The organism is Nocardia sp. NPDC005978, assembly GCF_040614455.1.
Lineage (GTDB): Bacteria > Actinomycetota > Actinomycetes > Mycobacteriales > Mycobacteriaceae > Nocardia.
Map to the genome: position 1 here is coordinate 1 of NZ_JBEXUS010000007.1, position 19726 is coordinate 19726.

Consider the following 19726-nt stretch of genomic DNA (forward strand, 5'->3'; position numbering starts at 1 on the left):
GGCGTGGGCGCCGGTGCGGCCGGTGGCGGCACCGCCACCCGCCCGCGCCCGGCCGACGACCGCACCCGGCCGCCGTCCGGCGCGATTCCGGCGAGCCGCCGACCGGCCGGTGACACCCCGGGCGGACCACCGCCGCGGCGTCCCGGTGGCGAGGGTTCGGGCGGTGCGGGCGGAAAAGGCCGCCGCCCCAAGCAGAAGTCGACGTGGCGCACGGTTCGCCGCGTCTGCTACATCCTGATGGCCGTTGCCATCCTGGTGCCCAGCACCGCCTTCCTGGTGGCGTACTCCGGGGTGAACGTGCCGCGCCCGGGCGACCTCAAGACCAACCAGGTGGCCACCATCTACATGTCCGACGGCACCTCGGTGCTGTCGAAAGTGGTTCCCCCCGAGGGCAACCGCACCGACGTGAGCATCGACCAGATTCCGCCGCACGTGCGCAACTCGGTGATCGCGGCCGAGGACCGGGACTTCTACACCAACCCCGGCTTCTCGATGAAGGGCTTCGGCCGCGCGTTCTGGGACAACCTGACCGGTAAGGAAAGCGCCGGTGGTGGTTCCACCATCACCCAGCAGTACGTGAAGAACGCGATGGTCGGCAACGAGCGCTCGCTGACCCGTAAGCTGCGCGAGCTGGTGATCTCGGCCAAGATGGCGCGGCAATGGTCCAAGGACGACATCCTCACCGCGTACCTGAACACCATCTACTTCGGTCGCGGCGCGTACGGCATCGACGCCGCGGCCAAGGCGTACTACGGCAAGCCGGTCACCGAACTGACCGTGTCCGAGGGCGCGGTGCTGGCGGCGGTCATCCAGCAGCCGTCCAACCTGGACCCGGAGAAGAACCGCAAGGGCGCCGAACAGCGCTGGAACTACGTCCTGGACGGCATGGTGAGCGGTGGCAACCTCGCGGCCGCCGAACGCGCGGGAATGGTGTTCCCGGATGTGGTTCCGGCCGCCCAGTCCGCGCAGAACGAGGATCTGGACTCGGGTCCGGAGGGCCTGATCAAGACCCAGGTGCTCACCGAGCTCGAGGCCGCGGGCATCACCCAGCGCGAGCTGAACACCGAGGGCCTCTCGATCACCACCACGCTGAATCCGCAGGCGCAGCAGGCCGCGATCGACGCGGTCACCAACGTCATGGACGGTGAGCCCGAGAACCTGCGCACCGCGGTGGTCTCGGTCGATCCCAAGACCGGCGCGGTGGCGGCCTACTACGGCGGCACCGACGGTCAGGGCTTCGACTTCGCCAACGCCGGGCTGCCCGCGGGTTCGTCCTTCAAGGTGTTCGGCCTGGCCGAGAACCTGGAGATGGGCAAGCCGCTGTCCACGCTGTACGACTCCTCGGCGGTCACCGTCAACGGCATCAAGATCACGAACGTCGAGGGCGAGCAGTGCGGCATGTGCACCATCGCCGAGGCCCTCAAGCGCTCGCTGAACACCAGCTTCTACCGCATGATGCTGGACATGCCCGGCGACGGCCCGCAGAAGATCGCCGACATGGCGCACAAGCTCGGCATCCCGGAATCGATTCCGGGCGTTGGCAAGACGCTGACCGAACCGGACGGCAACGGCCCCAACAACGGCGTCGTGCTCGGCCAGTACCAGGTGCGGCCGCTGGACATGGCCTCCGCGTACGCCACCCTGGCGGCCTCGGGCGTCTACCGCGCACCGCATTTCGTGCAGAAGGTCACCACCTCGGACGGCACCGTCCTGCTCGATCGCGGCGAAACCGCGGGCGAGCAGCGGGTCTCGGCCGCGGTCGCGGACAACGTCACCGCCGCCATGAAGCCCATCGCGGCCTGGTCGCGCAACCACAACCTCTCGGGCAACCGGGACTCCGCGGCCAAGACCGGCACCCACCAGCTCGGCGACACCGGCGCGAACCGCGACGCCTGGATGGTCGGCTACACCCCGTCGCTGGCCACCGCGGTATGGGTGGGTACCGAACAGGGCGACAAGCTGGTCAACGCCAACGGCGGCCCGGTCTACGGTTCCGGTCTGCCGTCGGACATCTGGAAGAAGACGATGGACGGCGCGCTCAAGGGCACGCAGAACGAGTCGTTCCCCAAGCCCGCGGCCATCGGCGGCCAGGCCGGCGTGCCGTCCTGGTCCGCGCCGTACACCGCGCCCTCGACCGAGGATTCCCCGATCCTGCCGCCCGTCATCACCCAGAGCCAGGTCGAGATCCTGCCGGGCATCACCATTCCGGTCCCGGGTCTGGCGCCCAATCCGCAGAACCAGCAGCGGGCGGTGCCGTCGACCACGTCGGAGAACTCCGGTGAGGGTCCGCTGCCCGGGCAGCCGGTCGCGCCGTCCGACGGTTCGCCGCTGACCACCACGCCCGGCGCGGGCGGGAACGGCAACGGAAATGGAAACGGGAACGGCGGCAACGGCAACGGCAACGGCGGCGCACCGACCAGGAGTCGGTAGCCTCGGGTCGTGATCGAGCAGGGAGTGGGGCGCCGGCGGGACGCGGACAGCGAGTCGGCCGGTCGCGCACCCGAATACGACCGGGACGGCGATTCGGGTGCGACGGGGAGCGGGCACGGCGACGACACCGCGGGCGCCGTGCACCCCGGCGCGGCGGCCGAGCCGGGCGCGGTGCTCTACGAGTCGCCCGCCCCGCTCGCGGTGGACCTGCGCTCGGTGGACGATCGCGACAAGCCCAGTCGCACCGACACCCTCACCGCGCAGCTGTGCGATCTGATCGGCGGGCCGGTCGGCGATCACGCGGTGATCGGGCGGGTGCGGTTCTGGACGCCCATGCGGGTGCTGTTCGCGTTCACCCTGGTCTTCCTGGCGCTGAGCTGGTTCGGGAAGGCGGCCTGTATTCAGCAGGCGCCCGACGAGAACGGCGTGCTGGGGCTGGACTGGAACGACGGCCGCCAGTACGTGGCCATGTGCTACTCGGACACGGTGCCGCTGTACGGCGCCGAACGCCTGGATCAGGGCGCGTTCCCGTACAAGAAGCAGTGGATGGACTTCGGCGGCGACGGTATGCCGCAGGCCCGGTACATGGAGTACCCGGTGGTGTCGGGCCTGTACCAGTACACCGCCATGGGCATCGCGAAGGCGTGGAAGCAGTCCGCGCTGCCGGGTGCGCTCGAGGTGGTCATCTACTTCAACGTGGTCGCTTTCGGCCTGGCCATCGCGTGGCTGGTGACCATCTGGGCCTCGGCGCTGCTGGCGGGCCGGCGGATCTGGGATGTGGCGCTGATGGCGCTCTCCCCGCTGGTGCTGGTGCACGCGTTCACCAATTTCGACACCCTGGCAACGGCTTTCGCGGCGGGCGGGCTGCTGGCCTGGTCGCGGCGGCGGCCGGTGCTGGCGGGCGTGCTGCTGGGGTTGGGCGGCGCCGCCAAGCTGTATCCGCTGCTGCTGCTCGGCCCGATCCTGGTGCTGTGCCTGCGCACCGCGCGCTTCGGCGACGACGACGATCCGCTGTGGGGCGGGCTGCGATCGCTGCGCGCGGCCGGTGCCGCGATCGCGGCCGCCGCGATCACCTGGCTGACCGTGAACGCGCCCATCGCCGTGCTGTATCCCCGGGGTTGGTGGGAGTTCTTCCGGCTCAACACCGAACGGCACGCGGATCCGGATTCGATCTACAACGTGATCAGCTCCTTCACCGGCTGGACGGGTTTCGACGGCGTGCTCGGCGCGCGCGAGACGCCGTCGGTGCTGAACGCGGTGTCGCTGCTGCTGTTCCTGGCGGTCTGCGCGGGCATCGGCTGGATCGGCCTGACCGCCGCGCGGCGACCGCGCCTGGCGCAGTTGGCCTTTCTGGTGGTGGCGGCGTTCCTGCTCACCAACAAGGTGTGGAGCCCGCAGTATTCGCTGTGGCTGATCCCGCTCGCCGTGCTGGCGCTGCCGCAGCGCCGGGTGCTGCTGGCCTGGATGACGATCGACGCCCTGGTCTGGGCGCCGCGCATGTACTACTACCTGGGCACCGACAAGAAGGGTCTGCCCGAGCAGTGGTTCACCGGCACGGTCGCGATCCGCGACATCGCCGTGGTCATCCTGTGCGCCCTGGTGATTCGCCAGATCTATCACCCCGAGGAGGATCCGGTGCGCCGGGACGGGATGGACGATCCGATCGGCGGGGTGCTGAACCACGTACCCGATCCCGTCCGCTCCCCGCTGCCCGCGCTGCTGCGGCCGCGGGCCGCCGCGCCGGCCACCTAGCGCCCGGTAGCGCGGGACACGGGTACCGACACCCGCCGTTGTGGCCCGCCGAATCGTGAATAGCAAAGACCCCGTGCTTCTTTCGAGGCACGGGGTCTTTCGCTGTTCGGCGGGCCGAGGAGAGCTCAGCCCAGGAAACGCGCCAGCTGCGGCACCGCCTCGCCCGGATGCTTGGCCTGGAAGCCCTCGCCGAGGGCTTCCATCTTCCAGTCCGCGCCGTTGCCGTTGCGGTACACCTTGGCCATGACCATGGCGGTGAACGGCATGCCGCCGGCCAGGGTGTAGCGCGCCAGTTCGGCGTTGTTGCCGCCGTCGATCAAGCGGCAGAACGCGTTCGCCACCTGTTCGAAGGTGTGGCCCTTGTAGGAGGTGACCACGAACAGCAGCGAGGTGACGTGGGTGGGGATGCGGGTGAGGTCGACCAGGATGACCTCGTCGTCGCCCGCGCCCTCGCCGGTGAGGTTGTCGCCCTGGTGGCGGATCGAGCCGTCCTTGGAGGCGAGGCTGCCGTAGTAGACGACGTCGACCGGAGCGGTGTCGGCGAACATCACCACCGACGCGTCCAGATCGATGTCCACGGCCCGGTTTCCGAAGATGCCGCCGCGCTTGACCGGATCCCAGCCCAGGCCCATCTTCACGTAGGTCAGCGCCGCGCCGCCCTCCTTGCGGAGATTGACGCTCTGGCCCTTGACCAGGCTGACCGCGTGATCGCGCGGCAGGTCCTTGGACATCGAGGGCGCCTGCGCCGGAGCCGGCGGCGGCGGCGGCGCGTAGCCCCCGCCCGGCGGCGGGTAGCCGGGCGCGCCGCCGCCCGGGGGCGGGTAGCCGCCGGTCGGCGCGAATTGGTCTGCGGGCGGCGGATATCCACCGGACTGCCCGTACTGATCCGCGGGCGGCGGGTACCCGCCGGACTGCCCGTACTGGTCGGCCGGCGGCGGATATCCACCGGACGGGGCGTACTGCTCGGGTTGCGCCGGGGCCGCGGGCTGCTGCGGCGCGTTCACCTGGACGCCGTGATCGGTGACCAGCGCGGCGAATCCGCCGGCGTAGCCCTGTCCGACCGCGCGCACCTTCCACGCGCCCTGGCGGCGGTACACCTCGAGCGCGATGACGATGGATTCGGTGTTCAGGCCCTCGACCCGGTACTCGAACAGGGTGTTGCCCGCGCTGTCCGAGACCACGGCGACCGGGGCGGTGATGCGGCCGAAGTTGTTGCCCGGATCGTCCAGGGTGATGACCGCGCGGATCTGGGCGATGTCCGCGGGCACCGCGGCCAGCGAGATCATCAGGGCGGCGGGCTGCCCGCCGGGGCCGGGCTGCAGGTTCACCCCGGGGCCGCTGGGCTGATTGAAGAAGACGAAATCGGCGTCCGTGCGGACCTTCCCGCTTTCGGTGACCAGCAGTGCGGATAGGTCCGCGGGTGCGGCGATCTGTACGCTGATCACCACGTCGTTCGTATTCAAAGGGCCGTTCTGGCCCTTCACCAAAGCTGCAGACAAGATCGACCCTTCGCTTGCCGGTGCTGTCGCTGCCACTCTACGAGAAATCGGGCACCCCAGCCGCCGACATGATCGGTTAGGGTTACCGCACAGTTCGAGTACGGGGCATGGATGGCACAGCTTTTCGAGAAGTCAAAAAAGGTGATCGAGGCCCATCTCGCCGGGACGAGCATCCGGGCGATTTCGGGGTCCATGGTCGCCTATGAAGGCAACGTCCAGTTCAAGAGCGCCGGGTTCGGCGGCGGCGACGGCATTCTGGCCGGCATGAAGCGCCGCGCGACCGGCGAGCAACTCTCGCTCATGGAATGCACCGGCAACGGCCGGGTCTTCTTCGCGGTCAACGGTCAGCACGTCACCGTGGTGGATCTCAACAACGAGACCCTGCAGGTGGAGTCGCAGCAGTTGCTGGCATTCGCCGGGAACCTGCGCACCGACGTGTCGTTCGCGGGACTGCGCGGCGCGTCGACCGGCGCGGGCCTGTTCACCACCAAGGTGAGCGGGGTCGGGCAGGTGGCGCTGCTGTCGGCGGGCGGGCCGCTCATCCATCTGGAGGTGTCGCCGCAGTACCCGCTGGTGGTGGATCCGGATGCGTTCGTGGCGGCGCGCGGCAACCTGAATCAGTCGTTCGTGACCGATGTTTCGTGGCGCGGCGTCATGGGACAGGGCAGCGGCGAGGCGTTCTCGCTGCGCTGGGACGGGCAGGGACTGGTGTTGATCCAGCCTGCCGAGCGGTGAGGGGCGCGCGATGTTCGAACAGGTGAACGCGAAGGTCGTCAAGGTCCACGTGGGCCAGGCCGGGGGCGTGGTCGCACGCACCGGGTCGATGCTCTTCTACACCGGTGATGTGTCCTTCTCCCCGCACCAGGTGCCCGGTGCGAGCGGCATGGGCGGGATGGGCGGAATCGCGGGCATGGCCGGTCGCATGATGGCCGGTGAGCACGAGCGCACCATGCTGGCCCAGGGCAACGGCGAGGTGCACTACGGTTTCGCGGGTCTCGAGACCCAGGTCGTGCACATGCAGCCGGGCGCGGTACTGCGGGTGGAAGCCTCACGGCTGCTGGCCAATTCGGCCGGGCTGCAGACCTCGATCGTGTCGGTCGCCAGTTCCGGCGGCGGGGGCGGCGGCGGTGGGCGCGGCGGCGGCCTGATGGGCGCGATCCGCGGCGCGGCGGCCGGTGTGCTCACCGGCGCGGGCATGTTCACCACGCAGATCTCCGGTCAGGGCAGCGCGGTGCTGCTGGGCCACGGCGGCTTCATCGAGTTGCCCGTGGGCGGGCAGTACCCGGTGGTGGTCGATCCGCAGGCGTTCGTGGCGGCCTACGGCAATGTGCAGACCGAGTTGAAGTCGGCGCTGAGCTGGCGCGACGCGGTCGGCAAGGGGTCCGGCGAGGCCATGCAGCTGCATTGCGTCGGTCAGGGCGTGGTGTACGTGCAGGCGTCCGAGCAGAAGTTGTGAGGTCTGAAGAGCCATGAGCCAGATCCTGAACCCGACGAATCTCGGTGACAGCGACAATATTCCGAACAACAGCTACGCGTACTGCATCGACCTGCGCAAGCCGTGGTTCATGCGGCGGGGCGCCATGATCGCCTACTACGGGCAGATGGAGTTCCGGGCGCTCACGCACGGCCTGCAGGGCGGGCTGCTGCACATGGTGTCGCAGCAGTTCTCGGCGCCGCTGTTCACCAGTGACTACGTGGTGGCCGAGGGCCACGGCAAGCTGATCATCGGTGACCGCGGCTACGACATCAACTCCTACGACCTCGACAACGGCAATCTCACGGTTCGTGCCGCGAATTTGCTGGCGTTCGAACCGGAGCTGTCGCTGAACCAGTCGATCGTGCCGGGCTTCCTCACGCTGATCGGCACCGGCAAGTTCCTCGCCTCCTCCAACGGACCGGTCATGTTCGCCGAGCCGCCCCTGCGGGTGGACCCGGAATCGCTGGTCGGCTGGGCGGATTGCCCGTCTCCGAGTCATCACTACGACCAGCGCTGGGTGTCGAGTTTCCTGGCCGCCGGTGCGGCGCGATTCGGCGTGAATTCGGGCGAGGAGCGGCAGTTCGACTTCACCGGCGCGGGCACCGTGCTGATCCAGTCGAGCGAGAAGGTCATGGACGACTCGCATCTGGTGCGCTCGATCGAGGGCCAGTTGCAGAGCGGGGTCACCCCCGGCGGGCTGCAGCAGATCCAGAGCACGATCATGGCGCAGCTGGGACAGCAGCAGGGGTACTGAGCACCCACACTCGACAGGGCACGCCAGATGTTTGCTGCCATTGCGCCGGTCCGTCACTCGCGCATGGCAGTATCGGTTTCGTGAGCGACGGAGAGGTCGATCCCGGACAAGCGCACGAACAGTATCTGCGTGCCTTCCGGCACTCCGCCGTGTCCCGCGCCCAGCTGGAGGACCTGCTCGACGCGGTGAACGCCTTCCTCGACACCATCACCCCCGGCGAAGGCGAGTACGTGCCCGAGGGCGGGTGGGCGCCGGAGTCCACGGCCATGGCCTTCCAGATCGGCCGGGCCGTGGAGCAGGTGCTGGGCGAGCGCGCGGAGGCCGAGAGAGAGCTGGTGCACCGCCGCGACATTCGCGATCGGCTGGTGGTGGCCCTGGACGCGGTGCTCGACTGCCTCCGCACCCTGCCCACCCTGGCCGAATCCGAGATCGCGCTCGGCACAACGGCTGTCAACGAGGGCTTCCAGGTGTTCGACGACGGCAGCGTGCGCACCACGGTGACGCAGGAGTTCGACGCGGACCTGGGGGCGCTGGAACGCCGGCGCGCCGAACTCGACGATCAGATGACCGCGGCGGTGGCACGGCGCACCGGGCTCATCGACGACACCGCCGATCTGGTCCGCGATCGGCTGGGGGTGGCCGACGTGGGCATTCCGTGGGTGATCCTGGAGGCCACGCGCGGGGGGCTGGACGTGTCCGAGCCCTTCGAATTCGCCGCGCATCACCTGCCCGACTGCGAGCTGCGGGATCTGATGGTGCAGCTGGTGACCGATATCGAACTGGCTCGGTCGCTGGAAGAGGATCTGGCGCCCGAGCGGGCGGACTAGCGTCCGGCGGCTCCCGGGCCGACTGCGGACCGCCGCGCCCGCCGGCCGGATATAGCCCGAAACGCCCATCCCGGACGAGGCCGGGTGCGAGTCTGGCTGCAGTGGATTCGAACCGTCCCCGCGGAGGGAGTAGTCGGTGAAGAAGCTCATCAACGATCCGGCCGAGGTGGTCGACGCGGCGCTCGCCGGCATGGCCGCGGCCCATCCCGACCTGCGGGTCGACGCGAAGCAGCGGGTGGTGGCGCGCGCCGACGCGCCGGTGCCGGGCAAGGTCGGGCTGGTGTCCGGCGGCGGGTCGGGGCACGAACCGCTGCACGCGGGCTTCGTCGGGCCGGGCATGCTCGACGCCGCCTGCGCCGGGGAGATCTTCACCTCGCCGGTGCCCGATCAGATCCTGGCCGCCACCGCCGCCGTGGACGGGGGCGCGGGGGTGCTGCACATCGTCAAGAACTACACCGGCGACGTCATGAACTTCGAGATGGCCGCCGAACTCGCGGCCGCCGAGACCGGCATCGAGGTGCTGGCGGTGGTGGTGAACGACGATGTGGCGGTGCAGGACAGCCTCTACACCGCCGGGCGGCGCGGGGTGGGAGCCACGGTGGTGCTGGAGAAGATCGCCGGGGCGGCGGCCGAACAGCGCCGCACCCTGGCCGAGGTGGCCGGGATCGCGACCCGGGTCAGCGCGGATTCACGCAGCATGGGCGTGGCCCTGACCTCGTGCACGGTGCCCGCGGTCGGCAGGCCCACCTTCGAATTGGGCCCGGACGACATGGAATTGGGCATCGGGATACACGGCGAGCCGGGGCGGCAGCGGCTGCCCCTGGCTCCCGCGCACGAGGTGGCGGGGCTGCTGGTGGAACCGCTGCTGGCGGATCTGCCGTTCCGGCGCGGTGATCGGGTGCTGTGCCTGCTCAACGGGATGGGCGGGACGCCGCTGCTGGAGCTGTATCTGATGTTCGACGAGGTGTCCCGCATCCTGCGCGGGCACGGGATCGAGATCGCGCGCTCGCTGGTGGGTTCGTACATCACCTCCCTGGACATGGCGGGCTGCTCGGTCACCCTGACCAGGCTCGACGACGAACTGACGGCGCTGTGGGACTATCCCGTACGCACTCCCGCGCTGCGCTGGGGCATGTGATGGCGGTCGACGCGACGGTCTGGGTGCACGAGTTCGCCCGCCTGGTGCTGGCGCACGAGGCGGAACTGACCGACCTCGACGCCGCGATCGGGGACGCCGACCACGGAACGAATCTGCGGCGCGGATTGGCGGCCGCGGTGGCCGAACTGGACGAGTCCACCCCCGGCACGGCCGCGGGGGTCTATCGGCATACGGCCATGACTCTGATCCGCGCGGTGGGCGGAGCGGCCGGGCCGCTGTACGGGACCTTCTTCCTGCGCCTCGGTGCGGCGGATTCCGAGGGCGCCGACAACGGCGGCTCGGGCGGTCCGCGCGCCGCCGCCGCGGCGGGCGGAGCTTCGACCGACGTCCAAGGCGGGACAACGGATTCGAGCGCCACCGACTCGGGAACGCGCGATACGGGCGCCGTCGCACCCGGCACGACAGAGTCGAGCACGGCCGGGTTCGCGCGCGCGTTCCGGGCCGGGGTCGAGGGAGTGATCGCACGGGGGAAGGCCGCGGCCGGGGACAAGACCATGCTCGACGCGCTGCTGCCCGCCGCCGCCGCGCTGGACGAACTGGCCGCGGCAGGCGCGACCGAGGCCGAAGCTCTCGCCGCCGCGACGGAAGCGGCCGAATCGGGCTGCGCGGCGACCATTCCCATGGTCGCGCGGAAAGGCCGGGCGTCCTACCTGGGCGAACGCAGTGCGGGACACCAGGATCCGGGCGCGACGAGCGCCGTGCTGTTGGTGCGGGCGGCCCGTGGGGCGGTGCGATGACCGGCGGGCCGGGGGCGGGCGTGCCGCGGCACGCCGTCGCGATCGGTACGGCGGCGTGGGCCCGGCGCGGGGCGGGGCGATGATCGGGCTGGTGGTGGTCTCGCACAGCCGGGCGCTGGCCCGGGCCGCGGTGGAGCTGGCGGTCGGACTGCTGCCCGCGCAGTCGATTCGGATCGAGATGGCGGCGGGGTCGTACGGGAACGAGCTGGGTACCGACGCCGAGTCGGTCGCCCAGGCCATCGCCGCCGCGGACTCCGGGGACGGGGTGCTGGTGCTGATGGATCTGGGCAGCGCGGTGCTGTCCGCCGACACCGCCCTGGAACTGCTCGAGCCCACGATCAGCGTGCGCCTCTCCGCCGCACCGCTGGTCGAGGGCTTGGTCGCGGCACTGGCCACCGCGAGCGGCGGTGCGTCCCTGGACGAAGTCGCGGCGGCGGCCGATCAGGCCCTGGACGCCAAGCGCATTCAGCTCACGGACACCGGCGGCACGGCCGGGCGGGGCGACGCCGTGTCGCGCGATCACTCGGCCACAACCGAAACACTCGGCACCGCAACGCTTCCAGCAACCACCGCCGCGGCCTGCACCGCGGCGGCCGACATGGACCGGACAGCGGTTCAGGCGCAGGCCGCCGCGGTCTTCGACGTCACCGGCGCACACGGCCTGCACGCGCGCCCCGCCGCCGAACTCGTTGCCGCCCTGCGGACCCTGGACGCCGTCGTGCGCCTGCGCAACGCCACCACCGGCGCGGGCCCGGTCCCCGCCACCAGCCTCACCTCCCTGTTGACCCTCGACGTGCGCGCGGGCCACCGCCTGGAGGTGACCGCGACCGGCCCCGCCGCCATGACCGCGGTCGACCGGGTCCGCGCCATCGCCACCCGCCCGTAGCCCCCGGCCCCACACCCACGCGCGCGGGCCCGTTTCGGGCGTTGCGCTGCGCCGCCTTTCGCATCCGGGCGAACGGGGGCAGGATCGGGGTATGAGTTTGCAGCAGAAAGCCGCGACGTTTCTCGAACTTCACAAGCCGGGGGATCCGGCGATTCTGCCGACGGTGTGGGATGCCTGGTCGGCGAAGCTGGTGCAGGAGGCCGGTTTCGGGGGGCTGACCGTCGGTAGCCATCCGCTGGCGGATTCGCTGGGCAAGCAGGATCAGGAGGGGATGGCGTTCAGCGACGTGACCGGGCGGATCCGGGAGATCACCGCCGCGGTCGAGCTGCCGGTGTCGGTGGACATCGAGTCCGGGTACGGACTGAAAGCGGACGAGCTGGTGAACGGGCTGCTGGAGGCGGGCGCGATCGGGCTCAACATCGAGGACACCGTGCACGGCGAGGGCGGGCGGCTGCGCACGCCGCAGGAGCACGCCGACCTGGTGGGCGAACTGCGCCGGGCCGCCGAATCCGCCGGGGTGCACCTGGTCATCAACGCCCGCACCGACGTGTTCATGCGACCCGACACCGGCACCCCGGAGGAGCGGTTCGCAGCCGCGATCGAGCGGATGACGCTCGCCGCCGCCGCGGGGGCCGATGTGCTGTACCCGGTCGGCTTCCACGAGCCCGACGTGCAGCGCCGGCTGTGCGAGGAGCTGCCGCTGCCGGTCAACGCCATCGGCATGCCGGACAAGGGCGATCGCGCGCACTTCGCCGAATTGGGTGTGGCCCGGGTCAGTTTCGGGCCGTTCCTGCAGCGGTCGCTGACCGCCGCGGCCACGAGCCTGCTCGGGCGCTGGGGCTGAGCGCCCCGGCGCGCGCCGGGGTGGGTGGCCGTGCACCGGGCACATGACCGACGATGGGGTCATGTCGTTGAGCACCGCCGAAGCCGATCTGTTCGAGAGCAGCCGGGGCCGCCTCGAGGCGATCGCCTACCGGCTGCTCGGCTCGGCGGGTGATGCCGAGGACGCGGTGCAGGACACCTACCTGCGCTGGCACGCGGCCGATCGGAGCTGGATCGAGACGCCCGAGGCGTGGCTGACCAAGGTGCTCACGAACATCTGCCTCAATCAGCTCACCTCGGCGCGGGCCCGGCGCGAGACCTATGTCGGGCAGTGGCTGCCCGAGCCGGTGCTGGCCGGGGACCGCATGCTCGGTCCCGCCGACACCGCCGAACAGCGGGAGTCGGTGTCGCTGGCGATGCTCGCGGTCATGGAACGGCTCTCCCCCAACGAGCGCGTGGTGTACGTGCTGCGCGAGGCGTTCGGATATTCGCATCGCGAGATCGCCGAGTTGCTCGACCTGACCGAATCCCATTGCCAGCAGCTCTATCGCCGCGCCAAACAGCACGCGGCCTCCGATCGCGCCCGCACCGAGGTCGACGCCGCGGCGGCCCGCCGGGTCATCGAGGAATTCCTGGCCGCGGCCCTGAGCGGGAACACCGAACCGCTGGTGCGGCTGCTCGCCGCGGACGCGATCAGTGTCGCGGACGGTGGCAGCGCGGTCGCCGCGCGCCGGACCCCGGTGCTCGGGGCGGACGCCATCGCGCGCTACATCAGCCACCTGTTCCGGCCCACGACCGCCAAACGCGCCTACGCCGGGGCCACCCCGTACTTCTACGCCGTGGTGGTCAACGGCGCTCCGGCGCTGCTGGTCGAGGCGGGCGGCAGGGTGTACGGGCTGATCACCCTGGAAACGAACGGGGCCGAGGTGACCGGCATTCAGATCCAGGTCAACCCGGACAAACTCGGCCGCGTGGCGCGGCGGTGGGCGGTCGCCGAGGCCCGCCCGGCCGCCATCGGGAACTGGTGACCCGGATCACATCGGATTCTTGTCAGGGATCCCGGGGCTGTCCGGTTCAGGAGGTGAGCACAACAGCGAAGGAGCTCACCATGAAGCACCGCATCGTCGTCCTGGGCGCCGGATACGCCGGAGCCATCACCGCCGGCCGCCTGGCCAAGCGCCTGCATCGCGACGACGTCGAGATCACCCTGGTCAACGCCGACGCCGACTTCGTGGAGCGGGTGCGGATGCACCAGCTCGCCACCGGTCAGGAACTGCGAAACCGCCCGCTGCGTACGATCTTCGAGGGCACCGGCGTGCACGTGCGCCGGGCCCGGGTCACCGCGGTCGACGCCCAGCGCAAGACCGTCGCCGTCACCGATGAGCGGGGCGGGGCGACCCTGGACTACGACACCCTGGTCTACGCCCTCGGCAGCGCCGTCGCCGACTTCGGCGTCCCCGGCGTGGCCGAATACGCCCACAACGTGGCCGGAAAGCACGCGGCGCTGCGGGTTCGGGACCGCCTGGCCGAGCTGGGCGCGGGCGCGCGGGTGCTGGTCGTCGGCGGCGGCCTGACCGCCATCGAGGCCGCCACCGAAATCGCCGAGGCCCGGCCGGATCTCACGGTCGCCATGGTCGCGCGCGGCGGCGTCGGCGACTGGCTGGACGAGAAGGCCCAGCGGCATCTGCGCACCGCGTTCGACCGGTTCGGCATCACCCTGCACGAGGGCGTCGCCGTCACCGCGGTCCAGGCGGACGGGGTCACCACCGGCGCCGGCGGCCACCTCCCCGCCGAGATGACCATCTGGACAGCGGGTTTCGCCGTACACCCCATTGCGGCCGCCACCACCCTCGAGGTGTCCGAGAGCGGGCAGATCGTCGTCGACGGCACCATGCGCTCGGTGTCGCACCCGGACGTGTACGCGGTCGGGGATGCCGCGCGCGCCATCGCGATCGGCGGCAAGGCGCTCCGGATGGGTTGCGCCACGGCCTCACCCATGGCCTGGCAGGGCGCGGACGCGCTCGCCGCGCGACTGACCGGGCGCCCGGTGCCCGAGGCGCCGATCGGCTACCGCAGCCAGTGCATCAGCCTGGGCCGCCGCGATGCCGTCGTGCAGGAGGTGACGCCGGAGGACGAGCCGAAGACCAAGGTGGTCACGGGCCGTATGGGCGCGCGGATCAAGGAGCTGATCTGCACGGGCGCGGCGTGGAGCGTGCGGCATCCCACGCTGATGGCGCCGAGCCGCCGCCGGCGGATCGTGGTCACCGCCGCGGCACCCGCACCGGCCGCCGGGTGATGCGGGCACAGTCGAATCTCGACGTGCGGCGGCGACTTTCCGCCGGTCGCCGCCTTCGCACTCGTCGACCGACCGTCGAACTCGGCCCGGTTGCCCGGGATCCCGGGCGACCGGCTCGCAGTGCTCCCTCGTTCGCGCGCACGCGCGACGCGGAGTGAGTGCGTCGGCGGATCGAGTCCGGCGGGCCGGTACTCCTCGCAGGCCCGCGCATGACCGGTCCAACACGGGCGCGATGTCGATCAGGCGCTCGGAGAGGGCCGATCGATACCCGGCGTTCCACGCCCGGCCGCGCCGGACGCCGAGTTCGCCTGTCGCTCAGGCGGCCTCGGGCGCGGCCGCCAGGAACCAGTCCAGGATCTCCTCGCCCGCGCGGATGCCGGCGGCGTGGGTGACGGTCAGGTTCGGGTGGGTGAACTCCAGCAGTTCCAGTTCGCCGTGGCGGGGGCGGATGGCCGAGTCGGCCGATCGCAGCATTTCCGCGTCCAGTGCGCCGTCACCGGCGGCCAGGGTCAGCGCGCCCGGATCCAGTTCGCCCGAATCGATCAGGCGGCGGCGTACCTCGGCGACCGCGCGGCTCTTGCAGACCGCGATCGGCATCGTGTAGATCTTGCGGCCCTGCTGGGAGGCGGACCAGCCGCGCGGGCGGCACCAGGCGTCCCATTCGGCCAGGAAGTCCGCGGGCAGGGTGGCCACGTCCACCACCAGGTAGTTGAACAGGTGATCCGCGACGCGGAACTTCTTGACGAAGGAATCGGAAATGCGGGACCGCAGTTCGGCATTGACCTGCGAGAGGGTGGCGCTGGTGGCGCGCACCTCGGCGTCGATGTCTATCCGCCAGCGCATGTCGGGGATGCCGTTGTGCAGGATGTTGCCCCCGTTGGTGGTGATGGCGTAGCGCCAGGGGGCGCCGGGTAGTCGAATCCGGTTGAACTGCTTGATGGTCCGGGTGGTGGTGGGGATGACCGCCGCCGGCGCGGTCAGCATGCGCATGCGGTCGGCGGCGTCGGTGGTCATGTAGGACAGCGGCGCGCCCTCGAGGTGTTCCACGCACACCGTGGTCAGCCCGGGGTCCGCGCCGAAGGCGTTGCGGGAGTAGATCATGGTGCGATCGAGGTCGGTCGCGATGAGCGTGGTTCGACGCGATAGTCGTCTTCGGTCCACCATTTACTTCTTCACATCCTTGATCAAACCCATGCACGCATAGGCCAGGTCCGGAACCACCTCGACGGGAACATCGCGAGCGGCGGCGAGCATGCGGATATGGGCGTGCTCGGGAGCGTCGGCCTCGCGGACCAGCACCCGCCACGGTACCCGGCGCAGCAGCACCCGGGTCGTCTCGCCCACACCGGGTTTCACGAAATTGACGCTGGAGATGCCGTACGCCGCGCGCACCTGCTCCACCGAGGCCCACCCGGCCCAGGTCGGGCTGCGGTCGGCGGCGCGCAGCTCGGCGACCTGCGCGGCGACCCGGGGATGGATCGTGTCGAAGGCGGCGGTGACCGCCTCCAGCAGTTTGCCCGAGACATCGTCGGCGGCGAGTTCGGCGTAGAACTTCGCGCCGTGGAAATCGCCCGGCCCGATCAGGGTGTCGTTGAGCACGGTGCGCGACACCAGGCCCGAGACCGTGGAATTGAGGCAGGCCGAGGCGATCAGGAAGTCGTCGCGGGTGCCGTAGGTGCGCACGCACGCGCCGGGATCGGCGAGCACGGCCAGGTCCGGGTCGAAGCGCGCGCCACCGGCGGCGGCGTAGGCGTCCAGGGCGTCGGCGAGCTCGTGGGTGATCGCGCCCTTGCCGGTCCAGCCGTCCACGAAGACGATGTCGGCGGGATCGTGATGCGCGGCAAGGTAATCCAGTGCCACCGCGTCGATGCCGCGGTCGCGCACGATGGAGACCGCGTAGTGCGGCACGTCCAGGCTCGGCGTCCGCCGGGCCAGCCAGCGCCGCATGAGCACGCCGATCGGGGTGCCCGCGCGCGCCAGCGACACCAGCACCACGTCGTCACCGCGCTCGGCGACCACCAGTTCGGCGACGGTCGCCACCGCGAGGGCCAGCCGCTCGGCGCTCTCGGCCAGGACCTTGTCGAACAGTTCGCGATAGGCCGCGTCGGGCTGGTACTCCACGGGCAGCGATTCGGCGTAGTGCGCCTCACCCGCCTGGATCCGGCTCTCCCGTTCGGCCACATCGGCTTCCAGGTCCACCGCGGACAGATCCTTGAGCAGCCAGACGACCTCGTCCGGCGCGTAGGACCCGAACTCGGGTCCGCGCAGCGGTTCGGGCAGGGTGCGGGCGGATGTCGGGGTGGAATCGGAGTCCGGTGCGGTCATCAGGTTCTGTCTATTCTCCGGTCGGCGAATCGAATTCGGGTGCGGCGGGGGACGCGGTGCGGGCGGCGGCGAGGGCGCGGGGATCGGCGGCGGGCAGCACCGCGACCACGACATCGGCGCCCGAGGCGGTCAGCACGTCGATGAGGCCGCCGCCGGAGTACAGGCGGTCGGTGTCGCCCGGTTCGTCGACCACGACCAGCAGGATCGGGTCGGCCGCGGCCGGTTCGGGCCACCGCGCGTTGTAGACGAAGCGCGGCACGTCGTCGGGTTCGGGTGCGGTGAAGCGGAAGCCGCGGCGCAGCGGGTAGCCGGGCTCGTCCAGCACGTACGCCGGTGAGCGGGTGGTGGTCTGGTAGCGGGTGGGCACGCCGCTGTCGGCGAGCGCGGCCGCCAGGCGCAGCGGCAGATACATGAACTCCTCGTGCCCGAGCACGATGACCGGGCGCGGGCTGCCGCCCCGCTCGGGGTCCACGCTCGCCCACGCGAGGGCGTCGAGTTCGCGCCAGAGGGTGGCGGCGGTCGCGGCCAGCGCGGCGTCGAACGCGGGCGTGTCCGAGTCCAGGATGCCGTGCCGTCCGCCTTCGGGAACGTCGGCGGGCCAGGGCAGTTCGATGCGGGCGACGTGGCCGGGGACCTCGGCGACCGGGTTCAGTTCCGGCGCGGGCAGCGCGGCCACCGACTCCACCAGACGGTCGGGCAGCAGGGTCTCCCCCGATGCGAGGCAGACGGTGTCGATCCGCGCGCCGAGCTCGGCCGCGGCCTTCTCGAAGGCGGCCCTGTCGTCCTCGGTGCGCATGTCCACCAGCGAGGCCAGCACGTAGTGCGTGCGCGGGGTGAACTCGTGCAGCGAGCGGATCGCGTCCAGCGCGGTCGCGCCGGTGGAGATCTCGTCGTCGACCAGCACCATGGGCAGGCTGTTCAGGAAGATCTCGGCGGGCGCGGGCTGCAGCAGGTGCGAGGTGGCGTGCGAGTGCCCCTCCTCGAATCCGGTGAGGGTCTGCGCGGTGGGGACGTCGCGGCGCGTGGAGTGCAGGTAGCAGGCCGCGCCGATGCGGGCGGCGACGCCGTGCCCGAGGCCGGTCGCGGTCTCGGCGAAGCCCAGCACCACGGCGGGGATCGGGGTCGAATCGAGCTGTGCGGCAGCCGGTTCGGCGGCCGCACTGGTTCTCGCGGAGCGGGCCGCAGCGGCGACCGCGGCATCGGGGGCCGGGCCGGTGTCGGTCCCGACGGCCGGGCCGGGGGCGGCGGCGGCCGGGGCGAGCACCTCGAGCACCAGATCGCCCAGGCTGTTCGCGGCGGCGATCACCCGGTGCGGGTCGGTGGGCAGGTGTTTGCCGAGCACGGTCGAGATCAGCAGGTGCGCGCGACGCGGATTATTGTGTCTGAGACCGGGTTCGATGAGATCCGGGACCAGCCAGTCGACCCCGTCGAGCGCGGGGTCCGCGGGCGTGGCGCTCTCGCCGTGCCGCACGCCGAGGCCGAGTTCGCGGGTGGCCCAGGGCAGTTCGCCGATCGTCTCGCTCGCGCCGGTCACGAGGCGACCAGCGCCTTGAGCAGATCCACGAAGGACACTCCCTTGTTGGTGACGCCGAATACCCGTGCGCGCAGCAGGGTTTGGTGCGCCCAGCTGCGGTGCGGGCGCATCTCGTTCATCTTGTTGCGGTACTCCGAGGCGGCCACGCCGCCCCCGTCCTCGCGCAGGATGTCCAGGGCGTCGGAGTACTCCTCGTGCGTCACCACCGACAGCGCGTGCACCACGGCCACGTGCGAGGGATGGATGACGGTCTTGCCCTGGATGCCGTTGGCGCGGTCCAGCGCGATCTCGCGCAGCAGGCCGTCCAGGTCCCGGCTGACCAGGTACTGCCGGAACGGCACCGCGTCGTGCTCGAGGAACGGCGAGGTGCGCAGCTGCGGCCGGAACATGCGCTCGTGGTCGGCGAAGTACTCCCACACCGGCCCGGTGATGATGAAGCCGGTGCCGTCGGTGCGGCCCAGGTAGTTCACGATGTCGGCGATGACGTCGGCGACCACGCGCACGTCGTAGATGGTCAGGTCGCGGTCGCGCCGGATGCCGAAGGTGGAGCACATGTCGGTGGCCCCGATGCGCACCGCGAGCACCTGATCGCGATGCTCGGTGAGCAGGTCCCGGATGCGATGCAGTTCGCTGTCGCGGGTCTGGCGATGCACCAGCGCCGGGGACTCGAGCACCGGCATGCCGAACAGGGTGCGGCCCAGCCGCTGCGAGGCCGCGGCCAGCGCGTCGAGGTATTCACCGCCGCTGCCGCTGTCGAACTTGGGGAAGACGAAGCCGGTGAGCACCCGCGCGCCCGTGCCGAGCCGGTCCACGATCTCACCGATCGAGGCCGCGTCGCGCACGCGCACGAACAGCAGCGGGTACATGTCGGTGCCCGCGCCGAGCTCGTTGAGCGTGGCCGCGGCCTGGCCCTTGGCGAACTCGACCTCGTGATCGGCGACCGCGTCCTCGAGGTCGATGACCATCGAGCAGACCCCGCCCTGGGCGCGCCGCACGATGGTGGCGGTCAGATCCGCACGGGTGGCGGGGACGTACAGGGTCGCGCCCAGCGCCATGGCCAGGGTGTCGCGGTCGGCGCAGTCGCCGAAGGGCTCGGGCAGGCGGTGGAACAGCAGGCGTAGCTCGGGTCCGGGGACCTGGCGGAAGTGCCGCATCGGCTGCCGCTTGTGCAGTGAGACGGGGGCGACTTCCGGATAGGTGGTGATGGTCGCGGTCATCGTGCCCCGTT

17 protein-coding genes are annotated in these 19726 nt (G+C 71.0%); 12 read left to right on the forward strand and 5 right to left on the reverse strand.

The annotated features are described in order from the left end of the window. The first annotated feature begins 84 nt into the window (after positions 1-84). Together ABZ319_RS04595 and ABZ319_RS04600 are read left to right on the forward strand one after the other, a co-directional pair. Entirely contained in the window at positions 85-2430 is a 2346-nt protein-coding gene (locus tag ABZ319_RS04595) for a transglycosylase domain-containing protein (RefSeq protein ID WP_354985033.1), read from the forward strand. Positions 2431-2601: 171 nt separating this feature from the next. Further along, positions 2602-4182 (forward strand): glycosyltransferase 87 family protein, encoded by a 1581-nt coding sequence (locus tag ABZ319_RS04600; RefSeq protein WP_354985034.1) that lies wholly within the window; start codon positions 2602-2604, stop codon positions 4180-4182. A 125-nt stretch (positions 4183-4307) separates the two neighbouring features. On the opposite strand, the gene ABZ319_RS04605 is transcribed toward ABZ319_RS04600, so the two are convergent. Further along, complete coding sequence (locus ABZ319_RS04605; protein ID WP_354984929.1) at positions 4308-5681, reverse strand: TerD family protein; 1374 nt, start codon at positions 5679-5681, stop codon at positions 4308-4310. A gap of 111 nt (positions 5682-5792) precedes the next feature. Here ABZ319_RS04605 and ABZ319_RS04610 point away from each other — a divergent pair, with 111 nt between their 5' ends. The 10 genes from ABZ319_RS04610 (at position 5793) to ABZ319_RS04655 (ending at position 14639) form a co-directional block, all read left to right on the forward strand. Further along, positions 5793-6416 carry an AIM24 family protein gene (locus tag ABZ319_RS04610; RefSeq protein WP_354984930.1) on the forward strand — a complete coding sequence of 208 codons (624 nt, stop codon included), beginning with the start codon at positions 5793-5795 and terminating at the stop codon, positions 6414-6416. 10 nt (positions 6417-6426) lie between these two features. Continuing rightward, positions 6427-7137, forward strand: coding sequence for an AIM24 family protein (locus tag ABZ319_RS04615; protein ID WP_354984931.1), 711 nt, complete (start codon positions 6427-6429; stop codon positions 7135-7137). Between the two features lie 13 nt (positions 7138-7150). Beyond that, positions 7151-7912 carry an AIM24 family protein gene (locus ABZ319_RS04620; RefSeq protein WP_354984932.1) on the forward strand — a complete coding sequence of 254 codons (762 nt, stop codon included), beginning with the start codon at positions 7151-7153 and terminating at the stop codon, positions 7910-7912. Between the two features lie 80 nt (positions 7913-7992). Continuing rightward, positions 7993-8739, forward strand: a complete 747-nt coding sequence (locus tag ABZ319_RS04625) for a hypothetical protein (protein ID WP_354984933.1) — start codon at positions 7993-7995, stop codon at positions 8737-8739. A 136-nt stretch (positions 8740-8875) separates the two neighbouring features. Then, positions 8876-9877 carry a dihydroxyacetone kinase subunit DhaK gene (gene dhaK / locus ABZ319_RS04630; RefSeq protein ID WP_354984934.1) on the forward strand — a complete coding sequence of 334 codons (1002 nt, stop codon included), beginning with the start codon at positions 8876-8878 and terminating at the stop codon, positions 9875-9877. Then, positions 9877-10635 carry a DAK2 domain-containing protein gene (locus ABZ319_RS04635; protein WP_354984935.1) on the forward strand — a complete coding sequence of 253 codons (759 nt, stop codon included), beginning with the start codon at positions 9877-9879 and terminating at the stop codon, positions 10633-10635. Before dhaK ends, ABZ319_RS04635 begins: the two co-directional genes overlap by 1 nt. 79 nt (positions 10636-10714) lie before the next feature. Next, a complete protein-coding gene (gene dhaM / locus ABZ319_RS04640) occupies positions 10715-11521 on the forward strand; it encodes a dihydroxyacetone kinase phosphoryl donor subunit DhaM (RefSeq protein WP_354984936.1) in 807 nt (268 codons plus the stop codon). 91 nt (positions 11522-11612) lie between these two features. Further along, positions 11613-12365: an isocitrate lyase/phosphoenolpyruvate mutase family protein gene (locus ABZ319_RS04645; RefSeq protein WP_354984937.1), complete on the forward strand. Its 753-nt coding sequence runs from the start codon at positions 11613-11615 to the stop codon at positions 12363-12365. 61 nt (positions 12366-12426) lie between these two features. Beyond that, complete coding sequence (sigJ, locus tag ABZ319_RS04650; RefSeq protein ID WP_354984938.1) at positions 12427-13371, forward strand: RNA polymerase sigma factor SigJ; 945 nt, start codon at positions 12427-12429, stop codon at positions 13369-13371. A gap of 53 nt (positions 13372-13424) precedes the next feature. After that, complete coding sequence (locus ABZ319_RS04655; protein WP_354984939.1) at positions 13425-14639, forward strand: FAD-dependent oxidoreductase; 1215 nt, start codon at positions 13425-13427, stop codon at positions 14637-14639. A 315-nt stretch (positions 14640-14954) separates the two neighbouring features. Here ABZ319_RS04655 and ABZ319_RS04660 read toward each other — a convergent pair whose 3' ends face one another. The 4 genes from ABZ319_RS04660 to ABZ319_RS04675 are packed head-to-tail and all read right to left on the reverse strand — an operon-like array spanning position 14955 to position 19652. Beyond that, positions 14955-15803: an HAD family hydrolase gene (locus tag ABZ319_RS04660; protein ID WP_354984940.1), complete on the reverse strand. Its 849-nt coding sequence runs from the start codon at positions 15801-15803 to the stop codon at positions 14955-14957. Then, positions 15804-16919: a cysteine protease StiP family protein gene (locus ABZ319_RS04665; protein WP_354985035.1), complete on the reverse strand. Its 1116-nt coding sequence runs from the start codon at positions 16917-16919 to the stop codon at positions 15804-15806. It abuts the gene before it with no gap. Between the two features lie 55 nt (positions 16920-16974). Continuing rightward, positions 16975-18498 carry a phosphoribosyltransferase family protein gene (locus tag ABZ319_RS04670; RefSeq protein ID WP_354984941.1) on the reverse strand — a complete coding sequence of 508 codons (1524 nt, stop codon included), beginning with the start codon at positions 18496-18498 and terminating at the stop codon, positions 16975-16977. Further along, on the reverse strand, positions 18495-19652 hold the full coding sequence (locus tag ABZ319_RS04675) for an HpcH/HpaI aldolase/citrate lyase family protein (protein WP_354985036.1): 1158 nt from the start codon (positions 19650-19652) through the stop codon (positions 18495-18497). Before ABZ319_RS04675 ends, ABZ319_RS04670 begins: the two co-directional genes overlap by 4 nt. Between the last annotated feature and the right edge of the window lie 74 nt (positions 19653-19726).

Excerpts from the sequence above, each read along its gene's own strand:
- ABZ319_RS04610 (WP_354984930.1), top strand. The coding sequence starts at position 5,793 with ATGGCACAGCTTTTCGAGAAGTCAAAAAAGGTGATCGAGGCCCATCTC.
- ABZ319_RS04615 (WP_354984931.1), top strand. The coding sequence starts at position 6,427 with ATGTTCGAACAGGTGAACGCGAAGGTCGTCAAGGTCCACGTGGGCCAG.
- ABZ319_RS04620 (WP_354984932.1), top strand. The coding sequence starts at position 7,151 with ATGAGCCAGATCCTGAACCCGACGAATCTCGGTGACAGCGACAATATT.
- ABZ319_RS04635 (WP_354984935.1), top strand. The coding sequence starts at position 9,877 with ATGGCGGTCGACGCGACGGTCTGGGTGCACGAGTTCGCCCGCCTGGTG.
- dhaM (WP_354984936.1), top strand. The coding sequence starts at position 10,715 with ATGATCGGGCTGGTGGTGGTCTCGCACAGCCGGGCGCTGGCCCGGGCC.
- ABZ319_RS04645 (WP_354984937.1), top strand. The coding sequence starts at position 11,613 with ATGAGTTTGCAGCAGAAAGCCGCGACGTTTCTCGAACTTCACAAGCCG.
- sigJ (WP_354984938.1), top strand. The coding sequence starts at position 12,427 with ATGTCGTTGAGCACCGCCGAAGCCGATCTGTTCGAGAGCAGCCGGGGC.
- ABZ319_RS04660 (WP_354984940.1), bottom strand. The coding sequence starts at position 15,803 with ATGGTGGACCGAAGACGACTATCGCGTCGAACCACGCTCATCGCGACC.
- ABZ319_RS04675 (WP_354985036.1), bottom strand. The coding sequence starts at position 19,652 with ATGCGGCACTTCCGCCAGGTCCCCGGACCCGAGCTACGCCTGCTGTTC.